Annotated in this window: 17 protein-coding genes; all 17 read left to right on the forward strand. The window is 64.7% G+C overall.

The genetic code is table 11. The features are described from left to right. Positions 1–110 precede the first annotated feature (110 nt). The 17 genes from acpP (at position 111) to nuoG (ending at position 16,980) form a co-directional block, all read left to right on the forward strand. The gene (acpP, locus tag FRAAU_RS06910; protein WP_014402832.1) at positions 111–350 is read left to right on the forward strand and encodes an acyl carrier protein; all 240 of its coding nucleotides are present in this window, start codon (positions 111–113) and stop codon (positions 348–350) included. 188 nt (positions 351–538) lie between these two features. Continuing rightward, on the forward strand, positions 539–1,771 hold the full coding sequence (fabF, locus tag FRAAU_RS06915) for a beta-ketoacyl-ACP synthase II (RefSeq protein WP_014402833.1): 1,233 nt from the start codon (positions 539–541) through the stop codon (positions 1,769–1,771). 7 nt (positions 1,772–1,778) lie between these two features. After that, the gene (locus FRAAU_RS06920) at positions 1,779–3,128 is read left to right on the forward strand and encodes an aminodeoxychorismate synthase component I (RefSeq protein WP_014402834.1); all 1,350 of its coding nucleotides are present in this window, start codon (positions 1,779–1,781) and stop codon (positions 3,126–3,128) included. Further along, positions 3,125–3,967: an aminodeoxychorismate lyase gene (pabC, locus tag FRAAU_RS06925; RefSeq protein ID WP_014402835.1), complete on the forward strand. Its 843-nt coding sequence runs from the start codon at positions 3,125–3,127 to the stop codon at positions 3,965–3,967. Before FRAAU_RS06920 ends, pabC begins: the two co-directional genes overlap by 4 nt. Beyond that, positions 3,964–4,992, forward strand: coding sequence for an endolytic transglycosylase MltG (gene mltG, locus FRAAU_RS06930; protein WP_014402836.1), 1,029 nt, complete (start codon positions 3,964–3,966; stop codon positions 4,990–4,992). Before pabC ends, mltG begins: the two co-directional genes overlap by 4 nt. Further along, entirely contained in the window at positions 4,985–5,623 is a 639-nt protein-coding gene (gene tmk, locus FRAAU_RS06935; RefSeq protein WP_014402837.1) for a dTMP kinase, read from the forward strand. The genes mltG and tmk overlap by 8 nt, the downstream gene beginning before the upstream one ends. 8 nt (positions 5,624–5,631) lie before the next feature. Then, positions 5,632–6,567, forward strand: coding sequence for a DNA polymerase III subunit delta' (gene holB / locus FRAAU_RS06940; RefSeq protein WP_156803366.1), 936 nt, complete (start codon positions 5,632–5,634; stop codon positions 6,565–6,567). Positions 6,568–6,577: 10 nt separating this feature from the next. Next, on the forward strand, positions 6,578–8,236 hold the full coding sequence (locus tag FRAAU_RS06945; RefSeq protein ID WP_014402839.1) for a hypothetical protein: 1,659 nt from the start codon (positions 6,578–6,580) through the stop codon (positions 8,234–8,236). Positions 8,237–8,244: 8 nt separating this feature from the next. After that, positions 8,245–9,201, forward strand: coding sequence for a PIG-L deacetylase family protein (locus FRAAU_RS06950; RefSeq protein WP_052317848.1), 957 nt, complete (start codon positions 8,245–8,247; stop codon positions 9,199–9,201). A gap of 49 nt (positions 9,202–9,250) precedes the next feature. Next, on the forward strand, positions 9,251–9,610 hold the full coding sequence (locus tag FRAAU_RS06955) for a PilZ domain-containing protein (protein WP_014402841.1): 360 nt from the start codon (positions 9,251–9,253) through the stop codon (positions 9,608–9,610). Between the two features lie 261 nt (positions 9,611–9,871). After that, positions 9,872–10,228: an NADH-quinone oxidoreductase subunit A gene (locus FRAAU_RS06960; protein WP_014402842.1), complete on the forward strand. Its 357-nt coding sequence runs from the start codon at positions 9,872–9,874 to the stop codon at positions 10,226–10,228. Beyond that, a complete protein-coding gene (locus FRAAU_RS06965; RefSeq protein ID WP_014402843.1) occupies positions 10,219–10,773 on the forward strand; it encodes a NuoB/complex I 20 kDa subunit family protein in 555 nt (184 codons plus the stop codon). The genes FRAAU_RS06960 and FRAAU_RS06965 overlap by 10 nt, the downstream gene beginning before the upstream one ends. Positions 10,774–10,782: 9 nt before the next feature. Next, positions 10,783–11,511, forward strand: a complete 729-nt coding sequence (locus tag FRAAU_RS06970; RefSeq protein ID WP_014402844.1) for an NADH-quinone oxidoreductase subunit C — start codon at positions 10,783–10,785, stop codon at positions 11,509–11,511. Between the two features lie 32 nt (positions 11,512–11,543). After that, entirely contained in the window at positions 11,544–12,773 is a 1,230-nt protein-coding gene (locus FRAAU_RS06975) for an NADH-quinone oxidoreductase subunit D (RefSeq protein ID WP_041270923.1), read from the forward strand. A gap of 31 nt (positions 12,774–12,804) precedes the next feature. After that, the gene (nuoE, locus tag FRAAU_RS06980) at positions 12,805–13,332 is read left to right on the forward strand and encodes an NADH-quinone oxidoreductase subunit NuoE (protein ID WP_014402846.1); all 528 of its coding nucleotides are present in this window, start codon (positions 12,805–12,807) and stop codon (positions 13,330–13,332) included. Positions 13,333–13,342: 10 nt separating this feature from the next. Beyond that, positions 13,343–14,653, forward strand: a complete 1,311-nt coding sequence (gene nuoF / locus FRAAU_RS06985; RefSeq protein WP_014402847.1) for an NADH-quinone oxidoreductase subunit NuoF — start codon at positions 13,343–13,345, stop codon at positions 14,651–14,653. After that, positions 14,650–16,980 (forward strand): NADH-quinone oxidoreductase subunit NuoG, encoded by a 2,331-nt coding sequence (gene nuoG, locus FRAAU_RS06990; RefSeq protein ID WP_014402848.1) that lies wholly within the window; start codon positions 14,650–14,652, stop codon positions 16,978–16,980. Before nuoF ends, nuoG begins: the two co-directional genes overlap by 4 nt.

Below are 16,980 nucleotides of genomic sequence, written 5' to 3' on the forward strand. Positions count from 1 at the left end.
TCGTCATGACGGCCTGGGGCGATCATCGCCGGGGCCGTCGACACCATCGCCGGTCGATCCTCTGATCGAGCCGGCATCAGATCATCAGTTCCTCCAGGAGGTTTGGGTATATGAGCACCATCGAAGAGCGCGTCAAGAAGATTGTTATCGAGCAACTTGGCGTGAAAGAAGACGAAGTCACGGCAAACGCATCGTTCGTTGACGATCTGGGCGCCGACTCGCTCGATACGGTCGAACTGGTGATGGCTCTCGAAGAAGAGTTCGAGACCGAGATCCCGGACGAAGAAGCCGAGAAGCTGACCACCGTGCAGCAGGCTGTCGACTACATCAAGGCTCATTCCAAGGACTGAGCAGCAGTCACGGATTGACGTGATGTCAACAGCACGAACCATTCCGTGAACCAAAGCGAAGCTGCGCCATCTGGCGCAGTTTTCGTTTCCGTCAGGCGCAACCTGCGGCCGCGTATGGAGCGGCAGGTTGCCGGACAGGCGATATGCCGGCGCAACAGCGGGTATATCCATTGAGGAAGACATACGACATGAGCAAACGACGTGTGGTTGTGACCGGCCTGGGCATTGTCTCACCGGTCGGTAACACTATCGCCACCGCCTGGGAGCACATCACCAAGGGCGTCAGCGGCATCGGCGAAATCACCTGCATGGACATGACGGGTTTTTCGACCCGCATCGGCGGTGAGGTGCGCGATTTCGATCCGGCTCAATGGATTGCCGCCAAGGATGTCAAGAAGATGGATCCGTTCATCCACTATGGCATTGCGGCTTCCGCCGAGGCCATGGCGGATTCCGGGCTGGAAGTGACCGAAGCCAATGCCGAGCGGATCGGCGTCTGCATCGGTGCCGGCATCGGTGGTGTCCATACCATCGAGAACACCACGATCGATCTGCGTGACCGCGGTCCGCGCAAGGTGTCGCCGTTTTTCGTGCCGGCCTCGATCATCAACATGGCTTCCGGCCATGTTTCGATCAAATGGGGTCTGAAGGGGCCCAATCTGGCCTGCGTCACGGCCTGCACCACGGCTACCCACAATATCGGCCTGGCCGCGCGACTGATTGCCTACGGTGATGCCGATGTAATGGTTGCCGGCGGCGCCGAGTTCGGCACCACCGGCACTGCCATGGCCGGCTTTGCCTCAGCCAAGGCCATGTCCAGCCGCAACGATGATCCGACGCGGGCCAGTCGTCCCTGGGACAAGGACCGGGACGGTTTCGTGCTGTCCAACGGTGCCGGCATTCTGGTGCTGGAAGAGTACGAGCATGCGGTTGCCCGCGGCGCGAAGATCTACTGCGAGCTGGCCGGCTTCGGCATGTCGGGCGATGCCTATCACATCACCGCGCCCAGCGGCGCCGGTGCCGAGCAGAGCATGCGTCATGCCCTGCGTGATGCGGGCGTCAATCCCGAAGATGTCGACTATATCAATGCCCACGGTACCTCGACGCCGGTCGGCGATCTGGGCGAAGTCAATGCGGTCAAGAACGTGTTCGGCCAGCATGCCCATACGCTGGCGATGAGCTCGACCAAGTCGATGACCGGTCATCTGCTGGGTGCGGCCGGTGGTGTCGAGGCGATCTTCTCGGTGCTGGCCCTGCGTGACCAGATCCTGCCGCCGACGATCAATCTGGATGAGCCCGGTGAAGGCTGCGACCTGGATTTCGTACCCCACGAGGCGCGCCAGGGCAAGCTGGATCTGGTGTTGTCCAATTCCTTCGGTTTTGGCGGCACCAATGGCACGCTGATCTTCCGCCGGCTCTGACGGCCCGGTGATCGCGAGTTGCCTTCCCGGCCAGCGCGACCTGCTCGCGCTGGCCGCGCTGCATCCGCAGCGCTATCCGCTGCTGCTCGAGAGTGCGGCGGCGGCCGGCCCGCAAGGGCGTTACGACCTGTTGCTGCTGCATCAGGGCGGTTACCTGCGGCTGGATGGCGATGGCCAGCTGCACAGCCACGAGGGTCGGCTGGCTGGCAGTGATTTTCTGGCCGAACTGGACCGGTTGTGGGCCGTCAGTGCCGATGCGGCCTTGCAGTCCTCACTGCCCTTCGTCGGTGGCTGGGGGCTGTATTTCAGTTACGAGATGATCGGTCATATCGAGCCGTGCCTGCAGTTGAAGTCCGCGGACGACGTGCCCCTGGCCCTGGCCCTGCGCTGCCCGGCCGCGATCGTGGTCGATCATCAGGCGCGCCAGACCTGGCTGATCGCCGAGGAAGGGCAGGCGCACCTGCTGGACATGATGACGGAAGACCTGCAGGCGGCTGGCTCGGCGCCGGTCTCGCCCTGTGCCGAGGTACCGCAGCTGCACGAGGACGACGCCCGGCAGTTTCTGGATGGCGTGGCTGCCGTCCACGAGCATCTGGCGGCTGGCGATGTATTCCAGGTCAATCTTTCCCGGGGCTGGCGGGCTGAATATGCGACCGCGCCCGAGCCGGCATCGGTTTATGCCGGGTTGCGCAAGGCCAATCCGGCACCGTTCGCCGCCTTGCTGCAGCAGCCGGGCTGGTCCTGTCTAAGCTCTTCGCCGGAGCGCCTGGTCGAGGTCCGTGGCCGGACGGTCCAGACCCGGCCGATTGCGGGTACGCGTCCGCGCATGGCCGACCAGGCCGCGGATCGGGCCCAGGTCGAGACCCTGGTCGGTCACCCCAAGGAGCGTGCCGAGCATGTGATGCTGATCGATCTGGAGCGCAATGACCTGGGTCGCGTCTGCGCTGCGGGCACGGTCCGGGTCGACGAGTTGATGGTGGTCGAGAGCTATGCGCATGTCCACCATATCGTCTCCAACGTGCGTGGCGAGTTGCGCGCCGGGATAACGCCGGGAGAGGTGGTTTCCGCGGTATTCCCCGGAGGCACCATCACCGGCTGCCCCAAGATCCGCTGCATGGAAATCATTGCGGCACTGGAAGCGGCTCCGCGTGGCGCCTATACCGGGGCACTCGGATATCTCGACCGGCGTGGCGATATGGATACCAATATCCTGATCCGCACCGTGACCCTGGTCGGGCGGCAGGCCAGACTGCGCGCCGGCGCCGGCATTGTCGTCGATTCGGTGGCGCTACACGAGCTCGACGAAACCCGTCACAAGGCCCGTGGCGTGTTGCGGGGGCTTGGGGTGCCGGCATGAGCGGGCGGATCCTGATTGACGGGGTCGCCACGGGGCTGGTGCCGGCGGATGATCGCGGCCTGGCTTATGGTGACGGTCTCTTCGAGACGGTCTGGGTCGAGGCGGGCAGGCCGCGCCTGTGGCCACTGCATCGGGCCCGGCTGGAGATCGGCTGTGCCAGGCTGGGGCTGCTCTGTCCTGATCCGGCGGTGTTGCTGGATGAAATGCGGCAGTTGACGTCCGACTTGCCTCAGGCCGTGGTGCGACTGAGTCTGACGCGTGGCAGCGGCCCGCGCGGTTATGCGCCACCGGTCGTGGCGCAGACCCGGCGCATTCTGGCCGCCTCGCCGGCACCCGCGACGAATCCGGCGCTGCTTGCCGAGGGGGTGCGACTGCATTCCTGCGCAACCCGCTGGGCCATCCAGCCGGCGCTGGCCGGACTCAAGCATCTCAATCGACTGGAGCAGGTGCTGGCGCGAGCGGAATGGAGTGATCCTGGCATGAGCGAAGGCCTGATGCTGGATATGGATGGCCGGGTGGTCAGCGCCACGGCGGCCAATCTGTTCGCGGTCATCGACGGGCGCTGCCTGACGCCAGCTCTGGATCGCTGTGGCGTGGCCGGCGTGGCGCGGGCCTGGTTGTTGGCGCAGTGCCCGCAGATCGAGGTCGAGACGCTGTATCCTGACGACCTGCAGCGCGCCAGCGAGCTGTTCCTCAGCTCCAGTCTGCGCGGGGTGGTGCCGGTGGCGGCGCTCGATGCACGGCGGATGGGACCCGGACCCTGGACCCGGCAGCTGCAGGCACTCTGGCAGGCCATGGCGACGGATGCCGCGGTCGTTGATGGAAAGGTGGAAACATGAGCAATCGATCCGGCCGGTGGCGTCTGCCGGCGCTGCTTCTGCTGCTGGCTCTCGGGTTGGCGGCGTGGAGCGGCTGGCGCAGCTATCAGCGGTTTCTGGTCACGCCGCTGGTCCAGGTGGCCGGCTATGATCGTTTCGATCTGGTACGCGGTCATGGCCTGAATGATCTGGTGGCGGAATGGCGGCAGCGGGGCATTACAGCTCATGGCGCCCTCTACTGGCGACTGGCGGCCCGGCAGCTGGGTGTGGACGGTCGTCTGCATGCCGGCGAGTACGCCCTGGAGGCGGGACTGAATCCGCTCGAGCTGCTGCGGCGCATGGCCAGGGGGCGGGTGATGCAGCATCCCTTTACCTTGGTCGACGGCTGGAACATGAGTCTGGTGCGAAAGGCGCTGGCCGCCGCCCCCGAGATGCGGCATCGCCTCGACCAGCTCGACGATGCGGCTCTGATGCAGGCGCTGGGCCAGCCGGGTGTCTCGCCGGAAGGGCAGTTCCTCTCCGATACCTATGCCTACGTCAAGGGCGATACCGATGTTTCGGTCCTGCAGCGTGCCTTGCGGGCTCAGCAACGCCTGCTGGCGGCGGACTGGGCGCAACGGGCGCCGGACCTGCCGTTGCAGACGCCTTATCAGGCCTTGATCCTGGCCTCCATCGTGGAAAAGGAGACCGGTCAGGCCGACGAGCGGGCCCGGATTGCCGGGGTATTCATCCGTCGCTTGCAACAGCACATGTTGCTGGAAACCGATCCGACCGTGATCTATGGCATGGGCAGTCGTTATGCGGGTACGATCCACAAAAGCGACCTGACCACCGATACGCCTTACAACACCTATACCCGGCCCGGTCTGCCGCCGACGCCGATCGCGATGATAGGGCGACCTGCCTTGCAGGCTGCCCTGCATCCTGCCGATGGAGAGGACCTTTATTTCGTGGCTCGAGGTGACGGCCATCATATCTTCGCCAGGACTTTGCAGGAACATGATCGCAATGTCGCCTGTTACCAGCTGAAACATTGCCATGACTGAGTCGTTGACACGTTTTATCAGCATCGAGGGCGGCGAGGGGGCCGGAAAGAGCACCTTGATCCGTGGTCTGGTCCGGCATTTCGCCGATCTTGGCCTGCCTTTGCTGCAGACTCGTGAGCCTGGCGGTACTGCGCTGGGAGATGGTTTGCGCGCGATGCTGCTGGATCCGGCACAGCCGCCGGTCCATCCGGAGGCCGAGTTGCTGATGATGTTCGCTTCCCGCGCGCAACTGGTGCGGGAGGTGATCCGGCCGGCACTGGCGGCCGGGCAATGGGTGCTGTGCGATCGTTACGTGGATGCCAGTTTCGCCTATCAGGGGGCGGGACGGGGGCAGCCGGCCGACCGCATCGAGGGGCTGCGCGAATGGGTATGCGGCGACACCATGCCGGCACTGACCTTGCTGCTTGATCTGCCGGTCGATATCGGTCGGGCCCGTGCGGCAGGGCGTGGCGAGGCGGATCGCATCGAGGCCGAAGGTAACGGCTTTTTCGAGCGGGTGCAGGCGGTCTATCGGCAGCGGGCGGCGGACGAGCCGCAGCGATTTCAGCTGATTGATGCCAGTGCTCCGCCCGATGAAGTGCTGGCCCGGGCGGTGGCGGCACTGGCACCGCTGCTGGCCATCGGCGCATGACGGCCTCGATGCCGAGCTGGCATCTGGAGCCCTGGCGACGCCTGCAGCAGCGACGGCAGCGGCAGGCGATGCCGCATGCTCTGCTGCTGGCAGGACCGGAAGGTCTGGGCAAACGCCTGTTTGCGCAGCGGTTGATCCAGTCCCTGCTGTGTGATCAGCCAGCCGATGGCGAAGCCTGCGGGAGCTGCCGCAGTTGTCGATTGCTGGCAGCCGGTACGCATCCGGACCGGATCGGACTGGGGCTGGGGCTGCGCAAGGATGGCAGTGCCCGTACCGAGATCGTGGTGGACCAGGTCCGCGAGCTGTCGGCGCGACTGGCCATGCGCAGTCAATTCGGTGGCTGGCAGGTGGCCTGCATCGACCCGGCTGACGCGATGAACCCCGCGGCCGCCAACGCCTTGCTGAAAACCCTGGAGGAGCCGGCCGAGCAGACCTTGCTGCTGTTGATCGCCGATCAGCCCTGGCGCCTGCCCCAGACCATCCGCAGTCGCTGTCAACGCATCGATTTCCAGTTGCCTGACCAGGCTCTGGCCCTGGACTGGCTGCAGCAACAGGGACTGTCTGCGGCCGAGGCCGAGGCCGCCCTGCTGGCGGCTGCCGGCAATCCGGGCCTGGCGTTGCGCTGGCATGGCGCGGGCGAGCTGGCCTGGCGCAGTGAAGTGCGGCAGGATCTCGCCGGCCTGGCGCAGGGCCGGGTGCCGTTGCTGGAGGTGGTGCGGCGCTGGCAGGACAGTCATCCGGCCCAGCGCCTGTGGTTTGCCGCCCAGGCGGCGGTGGACGAGTTGCGTGCACGGGCCGTTGGCGAGGCGCCGCCGTTGGGCAGTCGTCTGGACGAGCAGGGCCTGCTGGCCTGGTATGCCCAGGTGAATCTCTGCCGTGAGCAGGTCCGGGGACCATTGCGACTGGATCTGCTGTTGCTGGAAATTCTGTCTGGCTGGCGGTAGGCGCCCCTTGATGTCTTTCTGCCCGCCTGATGCGGTGCCGGCAATGCCTGTGGCCGGCTGGCGTTCGCCCCGCTTTGCCTGGCTGGTGCTGCTGGGCTTGCTGCTGCTGCGCTGGGGGCTGATCAAGGCCTCGCCCTTGCTGCCGGTTGAATTGCAGCAGGCGCATCTGGCCTGGAGCTGGAATCAGGGGCGCCTGCCTTATCGCGACGTCATGGATCTGTATCCGCCTTTGCTGGGGTGGTGGCAACGGCTGGTGATCGGCTGGATCGGGCCGCAGGCCTGGGTCATGACCGGGCTGCGCGAGGCGGCGCTGGGTTGGTACGGTTTGAGTCTGTATGCCTTGTGGTCGATCGGGAGGCGTCTGTACGGGGCGGGCACCGGGCTGGCCGCGATGCTTCTGGTGGGCTTGTATCCGCCCCTGTTCGCGGCGATGGGTCAGGCCGGCATCGACGGCATGTGGTGTGGTTTGAGTCTTGCCGCGTTGGCGCTGATGGTGTCTGCCGGGCCTGGCGGCAACCGTCATCGCGTGTGGCTGGCAGGGGTCTTCGCGGGTCTGGCTTTGTGCCTGTGTCTGCAGATGGCCTGGCTGTTGTCGCTGGTCGCCATGGCGGCCGTGGCGGTGGCCTTGAGGCGTCTGGGCGAGCACACGCTGCCTTCGCTGCAATGGTTGGGCTGGGGTCTGGCCGGATTGCTGCTGGCGCCGGGGATCTGTCTGATCTGGCTGATCTGGCATGGTGTCTGGCCGGCCATGGCCGCCTGGCTGTGGGACGAGGCTTTGAACGAGGATGGGCTGGCCAGTGGTTGGCGCCTTGCCGGCTGCATGATGCTGGCGCTGGCCGGCATGGTCGGGCTGAGCTGGCGCTGGCGCGGGATCGATGTGGACTGGCGGGCCGCATGGCGCCTGATGCTGGCGCTGTGCAGCTGGCTGGGGCTGACCATGGTGGTGCTGGCCTGGCCTTGGTACGGGCGGCCGGATTTCATGCCCTTGGCTGCCGTTTCGGGTCTGCTGGTCTTTGGCGAGATGGCCCGCTGGACCGTCTGGCGCGGGTTTCGCGGCCCCCTGGCCTGCGGTCTGCTGTTGGCAAGCGAGTTGGCCTGCATCGGCTGGGCCTTGCCGCCGGGGCGGGATGCCTTGCGCTCTCACCGCGAGATGCTTGCGGCGGTACTGCGTTACAGTGCGCCGGGTGATCTGGTCATGGATGCTTCCGGCGCGGCCGTGTTCAGGCAGCGGCCTTACTACCCTTTCCTTGACAGTCCCCAGGCCTGGCAGGCGGGGCGGCGGGCATGGTCGGATGCGGTGGCCAACGAGCTGGTTCGCCACACCACACATCTGGTGGTGCGTCAGTCCCTGTCACCACTGTCCGACAGTTTTGTAGTCCGCAATTATCTGCCCCTGCAAGGGGAGCTCTATGTTGCCGGCCGGGTTTTGGCGGCGGGACCTGCGGGTGCCGAGCATCCGTTGCGGCTCGAACTGCCGGGTGATTACACCTTGACCGATGGGGTGAAGGCGATTCCGGCGGCCATGGATGGAGAGCCCTCGGCCACGCATTGGCATCTCGAGGCCGGCATGCATTATCTGCAGCTGCCTGGCGATGAGCCCCTGCTGCTGCTGGATTCGCGTGCCTGGGAGGCGGGCTGGCGACCGGGTCCTGCCGCATCCGCTCGATGATGAGAGCCATGCCTTTGCCGGATGCCGGTACCCGTTTGATGGTGGTGGCTCCTCATCCGGATGATGAGACCTTGGGCTGCGCCGAGCTGATGCAGGCGGTGCGGGATGCTGGTGGCGAGGTGGCCATCGTGTTGCTGACGGATGGCGAGGCCAATCCATGGCCGCAGCGCTGGGTCGAGCGGCGCTGGCGACTGGAGGCCGCCGATCGTCGGCGCTGGGGGGCTCTGCGGCAGGCCGAGATGCGGTCCGCCCTGCAATGCATGGGTCTGGACGGGATCCGTTTGATCCGGTTCGGCTGGCCGGATCTGGGGGTCACTTCGCTGCTGCTTGATCCGCGCGGGGATGCAGTGGCGGCATTGCTGCGCGAGATCCAGGCGTTTGCGCCGAGCATGGTGCTGGGTCCGGACCTTTCGGACCGGCATCCCGATCATGGCAGTGCCCATGTGCTGTTGCGGCTGGCGCTGCATGCATGCGGGACGTCGGCACCCCGAATGCTGGGTTACGGCCTGCATGGAGGCGGGGCGACGAAGGGCGGCTGGCAATTGACGAGCATCGATATGGGCTGGACACTGCGCAAGCGGGCCGCGATGGAATGCTATGCCAGCCAGTTGCGACTCAGCGGGGGACGGTTTCGCCGGCTGGTCCGACGCCCGGAGATCTATCTGCCCCCGTCACAGGCGGCTATCGCGGTGGATGGCCGCGTGCGGCTGCCCTGGCGACCGGGATGGCTGGCTCGCAGGGCCGGCCTGCGGCTGCTGGCGCGGGACGCTGGCGGACTGCAATCATGGTCGTGGGACCGGGCGCCTCTGGCGCGTCGTGGGGACGGGGGCTATGATCTGCAGCGACAGGATCGGCCATGGTCCAAAGGCCCGTGTTTTCTGCGTCTGGAGTCAGGTGGCGGCGGGCCATGGATCTTCGATACCTGGGGCTGGTGGTGTGTCGGGCCGGGCGATGTGGACGTATAGAGGCCCGTCAGGTCGCGATGAAGAATTTTGACGAAACGAGGTGCTGGCCATGGAAACGGGTTTCGATCAACGCACGCAAGGTCCGCTGGCCCTGCGCTTTGCCGGAATGACCCAGCTCCAGGCCAGTTACATGCCTTATCTGCGCCACGGCGGATTGTTCATTGCCACCGGGCGACGCTACCGGCTGGGCGACCCGGTCGCCGCCAGCATCAGTCTGGCCGATCACTTCGAGCAGCTGACGGTTCATGGTGAAGTGGCCTGGATCACGCCGCCAGGCGCCCAGGGCAATCGGATACCGGGTGTCGGCATCCAGTTTTCCGCTGACGAGGCGGTGCAGAACGTCCGCGCGCTGATTGAAGGCCTGCTGACCCAGCATGGCCTGCCTACGGTGACATCCAACACCATATAGCGGCAGTTTGTCGCATAGTCTTGCGCGGCATTCGATTTTACTTCAGGGATCACTTTTGATGCGTTGCGTCAAGACTTGTGAGGCATGGTCAATGCGATACAATGTCGCGTCTGCATTTCGCTCGTGGGAAATGCCGGCATCGGCCGTGCGCCAAGGCTGAGGATCCGTTTCCTTTCCTGGTGCGCTGATTCGCTTGGTTCCTTGCCGTCGGGTTGATGCTGGCGGCCACTGATGCGCCCGATGCGCGGAGGTAAGTATCTCGTGCTTGTCGAATACTGGCCCATTTTGCTGTTTATTGGCGTGGCGGTCGGCCTGGGCATCGCCCTGCTGGGCATCGGACTGGTGGCGGCGCCACGCAATCCCGATCCGGAAAAGCTCACCGCTTACGAGTGTGGCTTCGAAGCTTTCGAAGATGCCCGCATGCGCTTTGACGTGCGTTATTACCTGCTGGCGATTCTGTTCATCATCTTCGATCTCGAAATCGCCTTCCTGTTTCCCTGGGCTGTGGTGTTCAAGCAGCTCGGTCTGGTCGGTCTGACCGAAATGGCCACCTTCCTGCTGCTGCTGGTGGTCGGATTTGCCTACGTGTGGAAGAAGGGAGCACTCGAATGGGAGTGATAGCTGGTGTCGACCGTTTGATGCACAACCCCGAGCCGTTGAATCTGGTCGACGACATCCTGCGTCCGGCGGAGAGCAATCCGCTGGTCCAGCGCGGGGTGGTGACCACCTCGGTGGATGCGCTGATGAACTGGGCGCGGACTGGCTCGATGTGGCCGATGACCTTCGGCCTGGCCTGCTGTGCAGTGGAAATGATGCATGCCGGCACTTCGCGCATGGATCTTGACCGCTACGGGGTGGTGTTCCGTGCCAGCCCCCGCCAGAGCGACGTGATGATCGTCGCTGGCACCCTGGTCAACAAGATGGCGCCGGCCTTGCGTCGGGTCTATGACCAGATGCCCGATCCCAAATGGGTGATCTCGATGGGCAGCTGCGCCAACGGCGGTGGCTATTACCATTATTCCTATTCCGTGGTCCGCGGCTGCGATCGCATCGTGCCGGTCGATATCTATGTGCCTGGCTGCCCGCCGACGGCGGAAGCGCTGATCCACGGCATCCTCCAGTTGCAGAAGAAGATCCGTCGCACACAAACGATTGCGCGCTGAGGTTTCTAGATGAGCAATACGCAGCCCCAAACGCTGGCCGTGCAGTTGGCTGCACGGTTTGGCGACGGCGTGTCCGTCACCACCGAACGTCGCGAGACCATGCTGGAAGTGCCGGCTGCCGATCTGCTGGCCGTGGCGACCGCCTTGCGTGACGAGGCGGACTTCCGGTTCCAGGAGCTGATCGATCTGGCCGGCGTCGACTTTCTCGGCTACGGCCAGGGTGAGTGGGATACCAACAGTTTCGCCGGCAACGGATTTTCCCGCGGCGTGACCGGTGCCACGGTGGGTCGTTTCAGCTGGGAAGGGCGCCCGCATCCCGGCAAGCGTCCGCGCCGCTTCGCGATCACGGTGCAACTTCTGTCGCTGCACCACAACCGGCGTCTGCGGCTGCGCGTCTATGCCGAAGATGATCAGCTGCCGCTGATCCCTTCGTTGACGGATATCTGGCCGGGCGTCAACTGGTTCGAGCGCGAAGCCTTCGACCTGTTCGGCATCGTGTTCGAGGGACACCCGGATCTGCGGCGCCTGCTCACCGATTACGGTTTTGTCGGCCATCCCTTCCGCAAGGACTTTCCGCTGATCGGCAATGTCGAGGTGCGTTATGACGCCAGCCAGAAGCGGGTGGTGTACCAGCCAGTGTCGATCGAGCCACGGGTGCTGGTGCCGCGCGCGCTGCGCAACGACTCCGATCTGGAGCAGGCCAAGGCCGAGTCGGCCGATCACTGGCGGGAGAATTGAGCGTGTCCGCAGCTGAAATCCGCAATTATTCGATGAACTTCGGTCCCCAGCATCCGGCGGCCCATGGTGTGCTGCGCCTGGTCCTGGAGATGGACGGCGAAACCGTGGTCCGCGCCGACCCGCATGTCGGGCTGCTGCATCGCGGCACCGAAAAGCTGGCCGAGTCCAAGCCGTTCAACCAGTCGATCGGTTATATGGATCGACTGGATTACGTGTCGATGATGTGCAACGAACATGCCTATGTACGCTCGATCGAGACCTTGCTGGGGATCGAGGTGCCGGAGCGCGCCCAGTACATCCGCACCATGTTCGACGAGATCACCCGCATTCTCAATCATCTGATGTGGATCGGCTCGAATGCCCTGGATCTGGGCGCGATGGCGGTGATGCTTTACGCCTTCCGCGAGCGCGAGGATCTGATGGATGTCTATGAGGCCGTGTCCGGTGCGCGGATGCACGCGGCCTATTACCGGCCAGGCGGTGTCTATCGCGATCTGCCTGACCAGATGCCGCAGTATCGCGAGTCGCCCTGGCACAAGGGCGCTGATCTGAAGCGCCTCAACAGCTGGCGCGAAGGCTCGATGCTGGACTACCTCGATGCCTTCACCGCCAATTTTCCGAAGTGCGTGGATGAATACGAAGAGCTGCTGACCAACAACCGCATCTGGAAGCAGCGCACGGTCGGCATCGGTGTGATTTCTCCGGAAACCGCATTGGCCTGGGGCATGACGGGCGCCATGGTGCGCGGTTCGGGCATGGCCTGGGATCTGCGCAAGAAGCAGCCCTATGCCAAATATGCCGAGATGGACTTCGATATTCCGGTCGGCGTCAATGGCGACTGCTACGACCGTTACCTGGTCCGTGTCGAGGAAATGCGCCAGTCCAACCGCATCATCCGCCAGTGCGTGCAATGGCTGCGCGCCAACCCCGGACCGGTCATCGCGCAGAACTACAAGGTGGCACCGCCCAGGCGCGCCGAAATGAAGGACAACATGGAAGCGTTGATCCATCACTTCAAGTTGTTCACCGAAGGCTATGGCGTGCCGGCTGGCGAGACCTATCAGGCTGTCGAGGCGCCCAAGGGCGAATTCGGCTGCTACATGATTTCCGACGGCGCCAACAAGCCGTTCCGGGTCCATCTGCGGGCGCCGGGATTTGCCCATCTTTCGTCCATGGACACCATCGTGCGCGGCTATATGCTCGCCGACGTGGTGGCCATGGTCGGTACCTACGACCTGGTCTTTGGCGAGGTGGATCGCTGATGCGCCAGATGCAGCTGCCTGGAGAACGGGAATGAAAGCCACAGGACATGCCGATCAGGTTGCCCATGTCGATCCGCTGGTCGCGCTGAACGAGCACACCCGCAAGCATATCGACCACTGGCTGACCAAGTTTCCCCCGGACCGCAAGCGTTCGGCCCTGATCCAGTCGCTGTTCGCGGCCCAGGAACAGAACCAGGGTTTTCTCACTGACGAGCTGATCGTCGCCGTGGCCCGTTATCTGCAATTGCCTGAGATCTGGGCCTACGAGGTGGCCAGCTTCTATTCGATGCTGGAGACCCGCCCGGTAGGCCGCAACAACGTGGCAATCTGCACCAATGTCTCCTGCTGGCTGAAGGGCGCCGAAGGGCTGGTCAGTCATTGTGAGAAGAAGTTGGGCATCAAGCTGGGTGAGAGCACGCCCGACGGGCGGATCTACCTGAAAGAAGAGCAGGAGTGCATTGCCGCCTGCGCACATGCGCCGGCAATGACCGTCAACGGGCATTACCACGAGCGTCTGTCGGTCGAAGCGATCGATCAGATTCTTGATGGCTTGAAGTGAGGCTAGGTCAATGGCAGTCGGACCCGCACCCCAGGAACACAACGTCGTTTTCACCACCCTGCATTTCGACAAGCCGTGGGCGCTGGACAGCTACGTCCAGGTCGGGGGCTACGAGGCATGGAAGAAGATTCTCGCCGAGAAACCCGATCCGGCGAGCCTGATCGACGAGCTGAAGAAGAGCAATCTGCGCGGCCGCGGCGGCGCCGGTTTCCCCACCGGCATGAAGTGGTCCTTCATGCCCAAAGGCGATATGCAGAAATACATGCTCTGCAATGCCGATGAATCCGAGCCCGGCACCTGCAAGGATCGCGACATCCTGCGCTACAACCCGCATGCGGTGATCGAAGGCATTGCCATCGGCTGTTATATCACCGGCTCGACGGTGGGCTACGCCTATCTGCGCGGCGAATTCCACCACGAGCCCTTCGAGCATCTGGAAGAGGCCCTGGCCGAAGCCTATGCCGCCGGCCTGCTGGGCAAGAACGTGCTGGGCAGCGGCGTCGATGCCGACATCTATGCCGCTCTCGGCGCCGGTGCCTATATCTGCGGCGAAGAAACCGCGCTGATGGAATCGCTGGAAGGCAAGAAGGGCCAGCCGCGCTTCAAGCCGCCGTTCCCGGCCGCCTTCGGCATCTACGGCAAGCCCACCACCATCAACAATGTCGAGACCTTTGCCTCGGTGCCCTCCATCCTGCACAAGGGCGCGGACTGGTTTCTGGCCCAGAGCAAGACCAAGAACGGCGGTCCCAAGGTGTTTTCGGTATCGGGTTGCGTGCAGCGGGGCGGCAATTTCGAAGTGCCGCTGGGCACCACCTTCGACGAGTTGCTGGAAATGGCCGGCGGACTGTATCCCGGGCGTACCCTGAAGGCGGCGATTCCCGGTGGCGTGTCGATGCCGGTGCTGAAGGCCGAGCAGCTGCAAGGCCTGCAGATGGATTACGACACCTTGCGCGCGCTGGGCACCGGCCTGGGTTCCGGCGCCATCGTGGTACTGGATGACACGGTCTGCACGGTGAAATTCACCCGCCGCATCTCGCAGTTCTTCCACCGTGAATCCTGCGGTCAGTGCACGCCTTGCCGCGAAGGCACCGGCTGGATGCACCGGGTGCTGGACCGCATCGTCGCCGGTGGCGGCACCATGGATGATCTGCATCGGCTGAAGGCCATTGCCGGCCAGATCGAAGGGCATACCATCTGCGCCTTCGGCGAGGCTGCTTCCTGGCCGATCCAGGGTTTCCTGCGCCAGTTCTGGCATGAATTCGAGTACTACATCGAGCACGGTCATTCCATCGTCGATGACCGGCTGGGAGTCGCTGCATGAGTGCGCAACCTGTCAATCAGGCGCCACCGGACCAGGTCAATATCGAAATCAACGGTCTGGCGCTGCAAGTGCCCAAGGGCAGCATGATCATTCATGCCGCCGACAAGGCCGGCATTCCGATCCCCCGGTTCTGCTATCACCGCAAGCTGCCGATTGCCGCCAACTGCCGGATGTGTCTGGTCGAGGTGGAAATGGGTGGCCGGCCGATGCCCAAGCCGCAGCCGGCATGCGCCACGCCCGTGGGCGAGGGCATGAAGGTGTTCACCCGCACCGAGGGTGCGCTGAAGGCTCAGCGCAACGTGATGGAGTTTCTGCTGATCAACCATCCGCTGGACTGTCCGATCTGCGATCAGGGCGGCGAATGCGAACTGCAGGATATCTCGCTGGGTTACGGCCGCGGCGTATCGCGTTACGTGGAGCGCAAGCGCACCGTCGCCGACGAGAATCTCGGCCCCCTGGTGGCCACCGAGATGACGCGCTGCATCCAGTGCACCCGCTGCGTACGCTTTACCAGCGAGATCGCCGGCAGTTACGAGCTGGGTGGCATCAATCGCGGTGACAATCTGCAGATCGGCACCTATATCGGCAAGACCGTCGAAACCGAGCTGTCCGGCAATATCATCGATGTCTGCCCGGTCGGCGCCCTGACCAACAAGGTCTTCAAATTTCAGGCCCGTGCCTGGGAGCTGATCGCCAGGCCATCGATCGGCTACCACGATGCGCTGGGCTCCAATCTGTGGCTGCATACCCGTCGCGGCGCGGTGCTGCGGACGGTGCCACGCGACAACGAAAGCATCAACGAGTGCTGGCTGTCCGACCGGGATCGCTACAGTCACCAAGGCCTGCAGTCGGCGGATCGGCTGGCTCAGCCACGACTGAAACGCGATGGCTTGTGGGTCGATGTCAGCTGGGAAGAGGCGCTGAACACGGCCGCCGGGATCCTGCGCAAGGCAGGCCCGGAGCTGGGCGTGCTGGTCAATCCGGCCAGCACCTGCGAGGAAGGCGAGCTGCTGCGGCGACTGGCCACCGGTCTGGGTACGGCCCATCTGGATCATCGTCTGCGTCAGCTGGATCTGGCCGATGCCCCGCTGGCCCGCCGTTTCGCGGTGCCGGTGGCCGAGGTGCCCAAGGTCAAGGCGGCGCTGCTGGTCGGTTCCGATCTGCGCTACGAGCTGCCGCTGCTGAACCACCGCCTGCACCAGGCCTGGAAGCAGGGCGCCCGGATCTTCGCGGTCAATCCGGCGGCTTATCATTTCAATTACGATCTGGCCGGTGCGGCCGTGGTGGCGCCGCAGCATCTGGTGGATACCTTGCTGGGATTTGCGGCCGCCGCGGCGGAGCTGGGGGCCGGCGTACCGGCGCCGCTGCAGCAGGCGCTGTCCGGTGTCGAGCCCGACGAGCTGGCCCGCACCGCCGTCAAGGCACTGCAGGCAGGTCCGGCGGTGATCATTCTCGGCGAGGCGGCCGTGCTGCATCCGCAGGCCTCCTGGCTGCGGGCGCTGGCGGACTTCATCGCAACGGCCACCGGTGCCGGCATCGACGAGCTGCCGGTCGGTGCCAATGCCATTGGCCTGGCAGCCCAAGGCGTGCTGCCCGCTGCGGGCGGCCTGAGTGCCTGCACCATGTTGACCCAGCCGCGGCAGGGGTATCTGCTGTACGGCGTGGAGCCGGCGCTGGATCTGCCCAATGGCGAGCAGACCTTGCGCGGTCTGCGGGCCGCCGGCCAGGTAGTGGCCTTCACGGCCTTTGCCAGCGAGGATCTGCTGGAGGTCGCCCAGGTCCTGTTGCCGATCGGTCTGCTGCCTGAAATCGACGGTCGGCTGGTCAATGTCGACGGCCAGGTCCAGACCGTGGAAGCCGCGGCCACGCTGCCCGGCGAGACGCGGCCGGGCTGGAAGGTCTTGCGGGCACTGGGTGCCCAGCTGGGCCTGGAAGGTTTCGCCTTCGACGACCTGGCCGGGCTGGGTGCGGGCGAAACACCGCCGTCGGCTGTGGCGGGCTCGGGCCTGTCAGGAAGGCCCGCTCCCGTAGAGGGGCTGGTGCGCCTGGCGAGCTGGCCGATTTATCGTTGCGATGCGGTACTGCGGCGTGCCGCAGCACTGCAGGCCCATCCGCTGACGCGGCCGGCCGAGGTGCGTCTGAATCCCGAGGATGCCGCCGAGCGGGATATCCGTGAGGGCGATCCGCTGCGGGTGGCCGATGCCGTCGTACTGCCGGCCCGGCTGGACCCGGCGGTGCCGCGGGACGCCGTCTGGATCGAGTCCGGTCATGCCGACACCGCCAGTCTGCCGCCTTACGGTGCGGCCATCACCCTGAGCAAGGCATAG

The organism is Frateuria aurantia DSM 6220 (assembly GCF_000242255.2).
GTDB classification, from domain to species: domain Bacteria; phylum Pseudomonadota; class Gammaproteobacteria; order Xanthomonadales; family Rhodanobacteraceae; genus Frateuria; species Frateuria aurantia.